We start from the raw sequence: 13294 nt of genomic DNA on the forward strand, positions 1-13294 counted from the left end.
ACCGGGTCGCGAAGGGCGCTCGCTCGTCCCGTGGTTCGCGCCGTCGTGCCCTCAGGTCTTGCAGATACCCTGCGTGGACGCCGCGAAAACGGCCCGGATTTCCGGCTCGCCGAGCGCCCGACCAAAAAACACGATCTCGTCGATTTCGCCCGCGAATTCGTAGTCGAGTTCGCTGTCACGGAACCCCTGCTCACTCCGCCCCCCGATACCAACGAACGCGTCGCTCAAATTGATCGAGGCGATGCTTCTCCAGCCATCCAGTTGTCCATCAACGTACAGGGAGAGGCCTCGACCATCCCACGTCATGACGACGTGCGCCCAGACATTGGGCCTGAGCGTCGTACCGTAGATCGTCGTAGCCGCACCACGGCCGTCCCGCATGACCGCCCGCCAGGATCCGCGATGACTGTCCAGTATCCAGGACTCCGCCCAGGGGTGCCCCTTCCCCAGGATCGTGCCGGCGGGCGTTGGCCTCGCTCCGGGCCGGGCCCAGGCCATGATCGAGAACGGACCCGTGGGGTTGAGCGTGGCGACATCAGAGACACGACCGATCGCATCCACACCGTCGAAAGAGAAGGCCTCCCCACCGCGGGACGTGACCACGCCGGGAAGGTAGGTCGCTCCACCCATGAGGGTCGCGTTCGCGCCTCCGATACGATCGGCGCCGGTCCCGTCTCCGGCCCACCAATGCAGGGCGCCTTCGGGCATCGGGACGCAGGCCGTCACGCCGACCACCACATCGAATGCCAGCCGGGCCTCGCCGCCCTGGTTGTCGTGCGCCGTCACCGTTACGTCCGCCGCGCCGCTGGACACGGCCCCCACGGTCAAGTGGCTGCCCGCTACCGACACCACCGCTACCGCCGCATCCGAGGATGTAGCCGCATACGTCAGGGGGTCGCCGTCGGGATCGCGGAAGTAGTCGGAAGCGTCCAGCACTTCAGCTTCGCCCGCCTCGAGCATCCTCGACGCGATTTCGGCCACCGCCACGGGACGTCCGTTCGGCACCCTTACCTCGAATGTCTGCCTGGCCTCCCCACCATTCCCATCGCGGGCCGTCACCCTCGCTTCCGCCACGCCACGGGACACGGCCCTCACGGTCAACTGGCTGCCCGATACCGACACGCCCGCCACAAGCGCATCCGAAGACGTGGCCCGGTACGTCAGAGCGTCCCCGTCCGGATCGCTGAAATACTGCGACAATTGAAGCTCGACGTGGTTGCCGGTGCCGATGTCTTGCCGAGGCATCGCGCCGGTTGCGACAGGGGCTCTGTTCGCCGAGTCGGGGTCAACGGTGCCGCCGTCTTCACTGACGCATCCGAACGCACCCGCCGCGGCCGCGGCGAGCGGGATCGCGAAACGGGATCGAAATGTCCTCCGTTGCCTCAGAGACTCCCCCTCTCCCTTTGCGGCTCGCTCCTGCCCCCCACCCACCGTGCGAGCGCAAGACCGACGCCGAAGGCGGCGAGTTCCGCCACGGTCGTCCACAAGCGGGCGGCCAGCGCCAGCGCCGCAGCGGGTCCGAGCGAGATGGTCGACACGACGCCCAGAAGGCTCGCCATCGCACCTTCCCGAACGACAATCCCGCCCGGGGCAATCACAGCCAGATAGCCGATGACGTACGACGCGGAGAAGACGCCGCACGCCACAACGGGTCCGACAGGGTTGTCCGCGACCAACCCCTCGAGGAGCGCCCAGAAACCGAACCCGTGCAGTAACCAGACGAGCAGGCTGCCGGCAGCCGCCCGGATCAACAGGCTCCCTCGGAGCGGTACCTCCTCGATCTCTCCGGGTTCCCGAAGCAGTCGGCCCCCAAGGCGCACGACGAGGCGCAGGACGGGAGGGGTGAGCGCTGCGGCCACTCCCAGTCCCCCCAGTACGACGGGCCAGGCCCCGACACCCTCGAACGCTCCCGCACCGAGCGCCGCCACCGCGATTCCGGCTCCGGAGGCCAGCATCAGAGCCTGGAACACCAGCAGCGTGGCCAGCGCCCCGGCCCCCGAGTCACCGCGGGCGCGGACGAAACCGACGAGGCCCGTCACCTGCCAGATCTTTCCCGGGAGATACCTGCCGAGGTTCGAACCGAGCCACATGGCAGCAGCTTCTCGAATTCCAGAACGACCGCCCGACGCACGGAACATGGCACCCCAGATGGCGCCGCTGATCCACAATGCGGCCCCCCCGGACGCCACTGCACTCGCGAGCCATAGAGGCCGGATCTGCCACTGGGCGCCGGTCGACCCCGCAATGCCCGACCACGCACCCCAGCCACCGAACAGCGCCGAAGCCACGGCTGCCAGCGCGACGAGAAGGAAGACCACCGAGACGAGCATCGTGACGCGCGGCGCCCCCCCCCGGGGGGCGCGTCCGGCCCGGCTCTGCTCAGGCATCCACGCGCCTTGTCCGCGCAGAACGCCGAGATCTCGGAAGCAACACGGCCATCAGGGCCAAGGCGATCAGGCTCGTCCACACGCCGAGCAGAAACGACGGGCTCCGGTACTCGAAGGTGAGCCGATGCTGCCCCGCCGGCACGTGGACGCCACGAAAGGCGGTATTGGTCCGCCAGATGGCCGTCTCCTCGCCGTCCACCACCGCTCGCCAGCCCGGATCGTGGATCTCGCTTACAGCGAGAAGCCCCGCGCTCGCCGCAAAGACATCGAACTCGATCAGATCCGGCTCATATCGGACGATGGCGGCGGTGCCCCGCCCCGCCGCCGGAGGCTCGAAGCCCGGCCGGGACTCGACGATCGCAAGACGCTCGGGCTCCGGGTTGCTCCAGGTCCGCGCCGCCGCCTCGGAGGCATCCGCCGCCACTTCGATTTCCGCGGGGAAGAACGCGTACCTCGCGAGGGAAGGGATCGGATACAGGTGCCGACCGGACGCTTCCGCCAACGACTCGACACCGTCCTGTCCCCCGGCCGTAATGAGGTATCGCACGTTCAGGAAGGCGCGGACGGGGTCGCGGCGGAGCCCCTGGTCCGGACGGATGCCACCCACCAGAGTCGCGTATGGTGCGAGGAGAAACTTCTGACGCCCCGTGGCGGACGAAATCCCGTGGTAGGCCAACTCGTTGGGCCTGTAGTTGCGTATCGGCCCCCCGAAGTCCGGCGCCCACACACGCTCGCCGGGCCGAGCACGTTCCTGAAGCGCCGATACCACGGGATCCGGCGCCAGCGCGACCGCCGCGTCCTGGACATCGAGGTAGCGGACATCGACCCGCCACAGGTCCAGGATGCCGAAGGCCAGTACGGGCACCAGCGCCCAGGGCGCAACTCGCCGGCTGGATACCCCGCGGGAGACGCCCCACGCCAGCGCGAATCCGCCCATGAGGAGGAGGCCGTTCGTTCGCAGCCGAGGAGCCAGGGCCGCGTCGGGCCGTCTCGGCCACCCATCCGGATACCAGGACAACAGCGCGAAGTTCGCGAGACCTTCCGGGTCCAGCGCGGCCCACGCCCCGAGGAGCACGACCGGCCCTCCGAGAAGCGCAAGCGGTACCCAGGACACCCGCGTGTCCGCGGTCCGGCCCGAGAGCGTCGCCTCCCAGCCGTAGGCCGCGAGGAGGGCGACGAACACCGTCACGGGTCCCAGCATCATGGCGGGGGCCCGAAGGCTCCCGATCAGGGGGAGCAGCGTGTAGGCGATGCGATGGACGGGCGTCGCGGCCCCCAACGCGAACAGAATGCCCAGCAGGCTGGCCACGGCGAGGAAACCGACCGTGCGTCGCTGTTCCCTGGGCAGCGCGCCACCGAACCCCGCGGCGATCCCCAGGATGGCGAGGGCAAGCGGCACCGAGCCGAGGAATTCCGTATGCAGCTTGAACGGGTACTGTCCCCAGTAGGATCCGAGGGACCCCACCAGATCCGGCAGGAATAACGCCGTCAGCTCCTGGGGAGGCAGCGCCCAGGACGCCGCGAACTCGTACCCCGTTTCGGCCGCGGCGCGCGTCACATTCGGGAGCAGCGCCAACACAGGGAACAGCTGAGGACCCGCGAGGGCGATCGAGGCCAGAACCGCCAGGGAGAATCCGGTCACCGGCCGAACATAGGATCGCAGTTCTCTTTTCCCCTCCACCCGGGGAATCCGGAACAGGAGATGGAAGAGGAAGAGCAGCACCAGGGCGAGGCTGGAGAAGTACATGACCTGCGTGTGCGGCGTAAAAACCTGCGCCGCGATCGTGAGCGCGAGCCCGCAGAACCAGCGCGGCTCACCCGTCTCGAGACCGCGGTTCAGCAGCCCCAGCGCGAGCGGGATCAGCGCCATGGCGAACATCCGCCCGTCATGTCCTCCGAACAGGTGCGACGTCATGTAGCCGGTGAGCATGAACGAGGCGCCGCATACGACGGCCGACGACGGTCGCAGGCGGAACGACCGCGCCAGGAAGTACCCGAAAGCACCGCTCAGGAACGTGTGAAGGACGAACGTCCAGCCGATCGCCCTGTGAAGCGGCATGAGGAAGTAGAGTATCGTCGAGGGGTAGAAGATGGGTCCGGGCAGGAGCCCGACGAAGGGCATGCCGGCGTAGACGTTCGGAACCCACAGCGGTACGCCCCGGCCCGCCTGAATCTCGTCCACGTAGAACCGCCGCAGCGAGATCCCCTCGAACAGCATGTCCGACCCGAAGATGAGCCGCTCCGGGTGGAAGATGAAATCCCTGTAGAACAGGATGCTGACCAGCGCCGCCGCGCCCAGGAACCACCAGACCGTGGAGTTCCGGCCTTCGCCGAGACTCTTCATGTCAGTCGACATTTTCCGCTGGTGACAGGAGGCGGAAGATCGCGGACGCCGGTTCCCCGCCCACATATACGGCCTCGAAACGATCCTCGTATTCGCGGATTGCCGGGACCAGATAGCGCGCGGTCGTACCGCTCACCTGGTCCACGACCACATAGTCCGCCCCCATCTCTTCCAGGCCCCGCATGACCGCCGCCGGATCGCTGGAGAACGGGTAGAGATCTCCCCGCCGCCGAGCGTGCCAGAAGAACAGGCGCGGCTTCCGGTTGGCAATGACCGCGTCGGGCGGTGTGTTGTCGCGGGCCCAGAAGGCTGCTTCGTACAGACTCGCGTTTGCAGGCGGGTCGCAGGGATTCCCCGCCCCGTACAAGGCCGCGCACGCGACACGATCCGGAGCCGTGCGTGCGACCCATGCGATGCCCAGCAGTGCGATCAGCGCGGGCGCCGCCCACCTCAGCCAGCGCCCGGCAGGCACAGGCAGTTCCCACACCGCCACGAGCGCCAGGAGCAGGATGACGGGCGTCAACGGCAGCAGGAAGCGCCGATCGGTCCAGACGGACGGCCAGACGGCGATCAGCCCGGCGTACAGGACGGCGAACAATTCCGGAGCGCCAAGTCGCTGGCGCGAGCGGAGCGCCCACCCGGCCAGCGCCAGCGACGCCACGATGAGCCCGAGCGCGACCAGGCCTCCACCCGTACCTCCGCCCGGACCGAGGAACGTCTCCGGGAGGACCCGACTCACGTAGGCCCAGCAGTTGTCGGCGGCACGCGCGAAGAGTCCCGCGAACCCAACCGCACCGGACGCCGGAGTGTACGGATCCACCAGCAGGAGTTCAGCCAGGTACCCGGGCTGCTCCGCCGCGGCCAGGCGCTGATAGAGGGCCCAGGCCCCGAGCGCACCCCCTGCGACCACGCCCGACCACGCCGCCCGGCGATGTCGTCCTGCGAGAAGCCAGGCCAGCGGGAGCGCGACCAAAACCGTCATGCCGGCCGTGCGCGTGGCGAACGCGGCCGCCGCCGCAACCATCGCGAGCACCGCACCTCTCCGGCCCTCGCTCCGGGACAGCCAGAGTGCGACGGCGACGCAAAGTGTGAACGGCGCCTCGCTGAGTATGTAGTGCCCGTACTCGAGCAGCGTTGGGTTGATGGCCAGGAGCCCGGCCGCGCCGAGGGCCGGCCCGGACCCCACCCAGCCGCGCCCGAAGTGCGCGGTCGCCCAAACCGTCGTGGCCGTGAGAAGCAACATGGCGACCTTTGCCACACCCACGCCGCCCACCCAACCGAGTCCCGTGAGCAGGACCGGCAGCAGGGGTGGGTAGCGAGCGTGGAGCGGCGTTCCCGGCAAGTGCAGGTCACGATACCCTTCCCCGCTGCGTAGCGCGTCGCCGAGGATCAGGTAGCCCGCGTTGTCTCCGCCCGGAAACAGCGTGGGTTCGAAGACGAGGAGGCCCAACACCAGGTGGAGGATCGCGAGCCCCAGCGCCGTAAGCCCGAACGCGTCCCGGATCGTCATCGCTCCCTCGGTTCCCTTGGGCTCCCCGACCCGGGAGGGGCTGCGTCGAGTCCCCGGCGGGTGGCGATCGCGGTCTCGTAGCAGGTCAGGAGACGGTCGACCACGCCGGAGAGGCCGAAGCGCTCGCGGGCATGAGCCCGCCCCTGCTCGACCCTCCGGCGAGCGGTACCGGGCTTCTCGGCCACGTCCAGGACCGCCCGCGCGAGCGGAGCAGGGTCTCCCGGGGGCACAAGCAGGCCGGTCTCGCCATGGCGGACGATGTCCGGGATGCCGCCCACGTTTGATGCGATCACCGGGAGCCCGAACTCCATGGCCTCGAGTAACACGACGCCCAGGCCCTCCGTGTCCCCCTTTCGGTCGATCACCGCGGGCAGGACGAAGACATGGCTGGTCTCATAGGCCTCCGCGAGCGCCCGGTCGTCGACGCGGCCCGTGAAACGGACGAATTCCGAGACGCCGGCTCGGACGGCTTCGGCCCGGAGCGGACCGGCCAGCCGGCCTTCTCCGACCACCGTGAGCGTGGCGTCGATGTGCTCACGCACCCGGGCCAAAGCCCGGATCAGAACGTCGACGCCCTTCCGTTCCACGAGGCGGCCGACGAACAGGAGTTGAAACGGGCCTCCCCGACGGCTTGTCGAGCTCTCCGCCGCGCCCGGGGCGCTGGCTTCGGCAGCCGGCGTCCGGGCCGCTCGGTCCGACGAAACGGCCGCGCTGAAGGGGATCACGGGTACCTCCCGCCTCGTGTAGCGCGCCACGGCCGAAGCCGTCGCCGAGGAAATCGCCGTTACGACGTCCGAGGTTTCAATCGCCCAGCGCAGGAATGGAATGGCCCATCCGACCCGCCGCTCGATCCAGCGAATCTCGACCGAATAGAAGCTCGAAACCAGCGCCGTGCGACCCCCGGAAGAGGCCCGCAACATACCGCCGAACCAGGCGTGCGGCACCGGCCAGTGGACATGGACCACATCCGGCGGCTCGCCGGTTCCCGCCTGGATCGAAGCCAGACTTCCGCCCACCATATAGCCGGGAAGGAGCGCAAGGGACGCCGGGTGCGATCGTAGGCGATCCGGTGCTGTTTCATCGTGCGTGAGGGTTTCGAGCCGGGACGGAGCGTACCTGAACCGGCGGACGGGGATGCCGCGCCATTCGGTCCCCCCTCCCCCCCGGTACGCCGGCGCCAGGACGGCCACGTCCACACCGCGGTCCTGCAATCCGAGCAGCAGTCTTCCCAGCCACGGGGTGATGATGTCGGCGTCGTGGCGCGGAAAAGCCGTCACGACGTGCACGACCCTCAAGTCCGGCGGTCCCGCTTGAGTTCCTCGATTTCGTCCCGCAGCTGTGCGATCGTCTCCGCGAGGAAGCCGAGGATGAAGAGGAGCAGCCCCCCGACCACCAGAAGTAGCACGAGCGTGAGCAGCGGCCGGTAACCGAGGCCGAAGCCGAAGCGGAGCACGAGGGCCACGAGACCCGTCAGACTACCGGCTGCGATGAGCGCGAGGCCGGTGGTGCCGAAGAAGAGCAGCGGCTTGCGCCCGCAGACCAGCTGGAACCACACGGAGACGAGATCGAGCATGCCGATCAGTATCCGGCCTCGCCCCGAGAACTTGGCCGTCCCGTGTCGCCTGGGGTGAAGGGCGATGTCCAGCTCTCCGATCCGGTACCCCTCGGCGTGCGCGAAGACGACGAGGTAGCGGTGCCAGTCGTGGCGCAGGGTAAGCCCGCCGAGTACATCGGCCCGAAGTGCCTTCATGGCGTTCAGGTCCCGCACGGGCACACGGAAGATGGCGCGCGCGAGCCGGTTGTAGATCGACGAGACGAAGCGCTTTTCGTACCGTCCGACCTTCCGGCCCGCGACCAGGTCGTACCCTTCGTCCAGCAGCGCCGCGAAACGCGGAATCTCATCGGTCGAATGCTGAAGGTCCGCATCGAACAAGACCAGGTATTCGCCGCGCGCCGCCGCCGACGCGGTGAGTATCGCCTCCGTCTTGCCCCGGTTCCCGCGGTGCCGCAGCACGACTGCCGCATCGAAGCCGGCGCGCGCCGCAGCCGCTTCGGCCGCCTCCGCCGTCCCGTCAACCGACCCGTCGTCGACGAGCACGACCTCCGCCGACAGATCGTGTGCCTCGAAGGTCGCCGCGAGTTCGGCGAACAGTTCGGGCATGTTCTCGGCCTCGTCGTACGCGGGCACGATGACCGAAATCCTCGGGGTCGTCATACGCGTTTGCGCAGGCGGGCCGAGAGGATCCCGAGCTGGTCCCGATATTTCGCGACGGTGCGCCGGGCAATCCGCACGCCGTCCCCCCTCAGGAGGTCCGCGATCGCATGGTCGCTGAGCGGCGCCTTCGGATCTTCCTCCGCAATCAGCTTGCCGATCCGCGTCCGGACTCCACGCGCCGACACGTCCGCACCCCCATCGGTCGAATATCCGCCCGAAAAGAAGAACTTGAGGGGATACAGGCCGCGCGGCGTCTGTACGTATTTCTCATTCGTCACCCGCGAGACCGTGGACTCGTGCACTTCGACGTGCCGCGCCACTTCACGGAGCGTGAGCGGCCGCAGGTGCTCGGCCCCCTTCTCGAAGAAGTCCCGCTGACGGTCGACAATGAAGTTCATGACTCTCAACATGGTCTGGCGGCGCTGTTCGATCGCCTGAATGAGCCACTGCGCGCTATTGAGTCTCTCCGTGATGAACGATTTGTTCTCACCCTCGAACCGAGCGCGGTCGGCAGCCATCTCCCGGTACGTCGGCGACAGCTTCAGGCGCGGTAGCGTCGTATTGTTGTGAGAGACGTGATAACCGCCGTCGACTTTCTCCACCGTCAGGTCGGGGATGACATAGGACTCTGAAGCGTCGGCGTACTTCAATCCCGGTTTGGGGTCCAGTTTCGCAATCTCGTCCGCCGCCGCCTGGACGTCCCGGGGCGTGATTCCGTATTCCTCCGCCAATTCGTTCCAGGAGTGGTCGGCGAGTTCGTCGAAGCGGTCCCGCACGATCCGGTATTCGAGCGACGAGTCGCGGCCGCGGTCGCGGAGCTGCAGCAGTAGCGTCTCGCGCAGACCCCGGGCCGCAATCCCGCTCGGATCAAACCCCTGAATGCGGCGCAGCATTTCCTCCACCTCGCCGCGGTGTACCGGCGCGTCGTCGTCGAGTCGATCCTCCAGAGCCTCGAGAATCTGATCCGGAGGGCACGAGAGAAAACCTTCCCGATCGATGTTCCCGATGATTTCTTCACCGATCAACACCTGACGGTCTCCGAGTCTGAGCAAGTTCAACTGGTCGTGGAGGTGATCCCAGAGACTCTGCGTCGCCGTGACGGTGGGCGTGAAATACTCGCGCTCCTCGTACTCATCCGGCCGCCCGCCCGGGTCGAAGTCGTCGAGGAGGACATCTTCCCAGTCCACGTCTTCGGCGGACTCTTCCTCGAGGAAGGGGTTGTCGACGAGCTCCTGTCTCAGGTGTCCCTGAAGGTCCAGGAGCGGCATGTGCAGGAGGTCCATGGCCTGGTACAGCCGCGGCTGGGCTTTCTGTTCCTGCTGCAGGCGGAGGCCCGCCGAGAGCCCCGGTCTCCCGTCCACAGGCATATCAGAGCCTGAAGTCCTTCCCGAGATAGAGCTCTCTGGCTTCGGGATCGTCGACCAGGTCGCCCGCCGCCCCCTGCACGAGAATCCTGCCCTCGAACAACAGGTAGGCGCGATCCGTGATCGACAGCGTCTCGCGTACGTTGTGGTCGGTAATCAGGACTCCCAGCCCCTTGTCTCTGAGATCGCTCACGATACGCTGGATCTCGTCGATCGCGATCGGGTCGACCCCTGTGAACGGCTCGTCCAGCAGCAGAAACTTGGGACGGGTCACGAGCGCTCGCGTGATCTCCAGCCGTCGACGCTCGCCGCCCGAGAGCGAGTAGGCCTTGTTCGAGCGAAGGTGCTTGATCGACAGCTCGTCGAGCAACTGCTCGAGCCGGTCCCTTCTCTCCTGCCGTGACAGCTTGAGCGTTTCGAGAATCGCCATCACGTTCTGTTCGACGGTGAGTTTCTGGAAGATCGAGGCTTCCTGCGGCAAGTAACCGATCCCGGCCCGCGCCCGCCGGTACATGGGCCAGTCCGTGAGCTCCCGGTCGTCCAGGTACACGCGGCCCCGGTCTGCCTTGAGCAGCCCTACGATCATGTAGAAGGTCGTCGTCTTGCCGGCGCCGTTGGGTCCGAGCAATCCGACGATCTCGCCCTGCCGCACTTCGATCGCCACGTCATCCACGACGCAACGCCGCTTGAACGAGCGGACGAGCCCCTCAGCCCGGAGTACGCTGCTCACGGCACCCTCCTTGATCTTTGTCCCGCGGGGGTCCGCGGGGGACGGAGCCATCCCGCGGGGGGAATTCGCACCGGCACGGCCACCCGCCCCGGGATCCCCGCGTGTACGCGGCGTCGCAGAGTGTCCGGGGGCGCACTCGAAGTGTCAGGAGGCGCGGAGGACGTATCCGGGGGCGCCGAGAGGGTATCGGGAGGCGTCCCGGCCGAGTCGGCGGGAGCCGCGCCGGACAGGGTATCGGCCGCCGTTCCCGAACTGTCGGCCGCCGTTCCCGAACTGTCGGCTGCCGGCTCGAGCCCGAACACCTCGCGGGGTTCGAGGTAGACTCCGATCGCGTGGTCGCCTGCCACGGCGTGGGGTCCCCCGTCCCGGAATCCTACCTCTATGCGCACGCCGATCATGTAGTTGAGCGATGGCCGCGACGAGGCGGCCGAATCCCGCACCATCCTGTAGAGCGCACTCGCGTTCCCGATCAGGTCGAGCTTCGACATGAGGGGGGCCGGCGCAGCCGCCGTATCGGAGACTGCCTCGGCCGACCGTTCGAAGGCGGCGATTAGGGTATCCCCCTTTGCCCAGTTCATGGAGCCATCCGTCGCGAGTTCCGGCGCCGCGACCGCCGCGGAATCGGGAGAAGCCGCCGCGGAATCGGTCGCCGCCGGGCTCGCGAGACTATCCGCACGTACCTCCGTGGAATCACCGGCCGCTTCCTCTCCCGCGCCGGGGGTTTCGTCTTCGGTGCTCCCCTCGGTGGCCGCCGTACTGTCCTGCTGGATCGCGATGGCGTTCCCCACCGCATACAGCGTATCTATCTGGCTGCCGTACATGGCAAAGTAGAGCGAATCCCCATAGACCAGGTGGGCACCGGAGGCGGCCTCCCCGACCCCTTCTCCGTGGGCCCAGACCGCGTCCACCTCCCGATTCTCCAGCGCGATATCGATCACCTCGGCGCGAACCTCGAATCGGTCTCCCGAGGCGTAGGCATCGCCGGTGGCGTGCACCTCCTCGAGTTCCTCGTTCTCGGACCGGAATCGGATCGTGTCGCCCTCGAGCCGAATCTGTTCGGCCTCAATCCACGGGTCCCCCCACATGACGCCGGATCCCTCGGTCCGCGTCAAGGTCGCGCTGTCGGCTCGCGCATTCATGTCGCTGCGCGTGATCACGGCGTCCCCGTGGAAACGGGCTTCGTCCTCGCCGGCAAAGATGGCGACATCGGATTCGACGACGAACGGCTCCCGGGATTCCCCGCTGGTCGGATAGAAGGTAACGGTCGGCCGTCCCGGCGCGGTGGTGAACGCGTCGACGCCGGAGACCGCACGCAGGAATTCCACTCGCGGCCCCGCGAGCGTGGAGCTGTCGGTGAGGCGCAGCAACTCGACGTTCTGCTCGGCGATGACAAAATCAGAAAGCTGAAAGTAGAGAAGTCGATCCGATTTCAGCGTCCGGATCGTATCCCGGTAGACCACGTTGCCGAACAGTTCCACCAGCCGGGGGCCATCCCGCTTGACGGCGCTGTCCGCCTGCATCGTGGCCGAACCGCAGATCCACAGATAGCGCCCGCTCAGATGGGTCACGTGTGCGCCGGACACGTCACGGTTCGTGACGCTACGCGTATCCGACTCGATCGGACGCCATGTGAGGACACACTCATCGAGCCCGGAAGCCGCGGTCGAGTCAGGCTCCTGCGCCGGAAGCGGAGATCCGAGGCAGGACGCCGCGACGAGGAGCGCCAGGAGCCGCGAACGGATCACCGGCGAGCCGTGGTGTCCGGCGGTGCAACCACGGAGTCGGGGAGCGCAGCCGTCGTGTCCGGCGGCACGACCGTACTGTCCGGGAGCACAACCGCGGTGTCGGGGGGTGCGACGGTAGTGTCGCCGGGCACGGCCAGGCTATCCGGCGGCACGACCAGGGTGTCGGGGGGCGCGGCTGCGCTATCCGGCGGTACGACCGCGGGCGTTGTGTCGCTGGGCGCGGGCGTCGTGTCGCTGGGTGCGGCCGTCGTGTCGCCGAGCGCGGCCGTCGTATCGCTGGGTGCGGCCGTCGTATCGCCGAGTGCGGCCGTGCTGTCCGGCGGCACCGTGTCCTCCGGCGCGACCGCCGAATCCTGTACCACCGCCACCGAGTCCTCAGCGGCGGGAGCCGGGGTCCGAACGATCGGAGACCGCGACTCGCCCGCCGGGTTCAGCACGACGACCGAGTCGAGCGTCGGATCCGATTCGAACGCCGACCCCTCGACCACTGTCCCGGGACCTTGCAGGAGCCGAAAGGATACCGGGCCGTACAGCCGTCCGTCGGCGTTCACGTACCGCAACTGTTCCGTTTCCAGACGCTGACCCTCGACACGGTCCAGGGCGACCACGGATCCATCCGCCTCCAGGTCCCCCGTGAGTTCGTGGAAGACGCCGTACTCCGACGTCACCTCGGTTGATTCCCGTCCGTTCACGTCGTAGAAGGTGAGTTTCATGGGGCGGAGGTGGATCTCGTTCTCCGTGTGCCATTGGGCCGTGTCCGATTCGACGATCGCCCGCCGGATACCGTCCCGCGTGATGGTCGTGCGCATCCCGATTACGGAGGAGTCGATGCCATCCGGCAGGACCCGGTCGGCCATCGGGGGCGCATCTTCCGGCCGGCATGCCGCCGAGAGCACGATCAGAACCGCGGCCAGAACCGAGGCCGGAAACGGAACGGTCCTCTCCGCGCGCCGGCCCACACGGCCAGCACGAATCACGTATAAGAACGGCAATCCGTCC

General features: G+C 67.8%; 10 protein-coding genes. All 10 read right to left on the reverse strand.

Features of this window, described 5'->3' with window-relative positions:
• Positions 1-51 precede the first annotated feature (51 nt).
• The 10 genes from ACN9M6_RS06095 to lptC are packed head-to-tail and all read right to left on the reverse strand — an operon-like array spanning position 52 to position 13272.
• The gene (locus ACN9M6_RS06095) at positions 52-1485 is read right to left on the reverse strand and encodes a LamG-like jellyroll fold domain-containing protein (RefSeq protein ID WP_419162022.1); all 1434 of its coding nucleotides are present in this window, start codon (positions 1483-1485) and stop codon (positions 52-54) included.
• The gene (locus tag ACN9M6_RS06100) at positions 1383-2387 is read right to left on the reverse strand and encodes a hypothetical protein (protein ID WP_419162023.1); all 1005 of its coding nucleotides are present in this window, start codon (positions 2385-2387) and stop codon (positions 1383-1385) included. The genes ACN9M6_RS06095 and ACN9M6_RS06100 overlap by 103 nt, the downstream gene beginning before the upstream one ends.
• A complete protein-coding gene (locus tag ACN9M6_RS06105; protein WP_419162024.1) occupies positions 2380-4731 on the reverse strand; it encodes a YfhO family protein in 2352 nt (783 codons plus the stop codon). Before ACN9M6_RS06105 ends, ACN9M6_RS06100 begins: the two co-directional genes overlap by 8 nt.
• A gap of 1 nt (position 4732) precedes the next feature.
• Positions 4733-6241 carry a hypothetical protein gene (locus ACN9M6_RS06110; protein WP_419162025.1) on the reverse strand — a complete coding sequence of 503 codons (1509 nt, stop codon included), beginning with the start codon at positions 6239-6241 and terminating at the stop codon, positions 4733-4735.
• A complete protein-coding gene (locus ACN9M6_RS06115; protein WP_419162265.1) occupies positions 6238-7527 on the reverse strand; it encodes a glycosyltransferase family 4 protein in 1290 nt (429 codons plus the stop codon). Before ACN9M6_RS06115 ends, ACN9M6_RS06110 begins: the two co-directional genes overlap by 4 nt.
• A gap of 5 nt (positions 7528-7532) precedes the next feature.
• Positions 7533-8456 carry a glycosyltransferase gene (locus tag ACN9M6_RS06120; protein WP_419162026.1) on the reverse strand — a complete coding sequence of 308 codons (924 nt, stop codon included), beginning with the start codon at positions 8454-8456 and terminating at the stop codon, positions 7533-7535.
• Positions 8453-9817 carry an RNA polymerase factor sigma-54 gene (gene rpoN / locus ACN9M6_RS06125; protein WP_419162027.1) on the reverse strand — a complete coding sequence of 455 codons (1365 nt, stop codon included), beginning with the start codon at positions 9815-9817 and terminating at the stop codon, positions 8453-8455. Before rpoN ends, ACN9M6_RS06120 begins: the two co-directional genes overlap by 4 nt.
• 7 nt (positions 9818-9824) lie before the next feature.
• On the reverse strand, positions 9825-10550 hold the full coding sequence (lptB, locus tag ACN9M6_RS06130; protein WP_419162028.1) for an LPS export ABC transporter ATP-binding protein: 726 nt from the start codon (positions 10548-10550) through the stop codon (positions 9825-9827).
• Positions 10547-12295 carry a hypothetical protein gene (locus ACN9M6_RS06135; RefSeq protein ID WP_419162029.1) on the reverse strand — a complete coding sequence of 583 codons (1749 nt, stop codon included), beginning with the start codon at positions 12293-12295 and terminating at the stop codon, positions 10547-10549. The genes lptB and ACN9M6_RS06135 overlap by 4 nt, the downstream gene beginning before the upstream one ends.
• Entirely contained in the window at positions 12292-13272 is a 981-nt protein-coding gene (gene lptC, locus ACN9M6_RS06140) for an LPS export ABC transporter periplasmic protein LptC (RefSeq protein WP_419162266.1), read from the reverse strand. The genes ACN9M6_RS06135 and lptC overlap by 4 nt, the downstream gene beginning before the upstream one ends.
• Positions 13273-13294: the final 22 nt, after the last annotated feature.

Origin of the sequence: Candidatus Palauibacter sp., assembly GCF_965197445.1 — a bacterium.
Lineage (GTDB): Bacteria > Gemmatimonadota > Gemmatimonadetes > Palauibacterales > Palauibacteraceae > Palauibacter.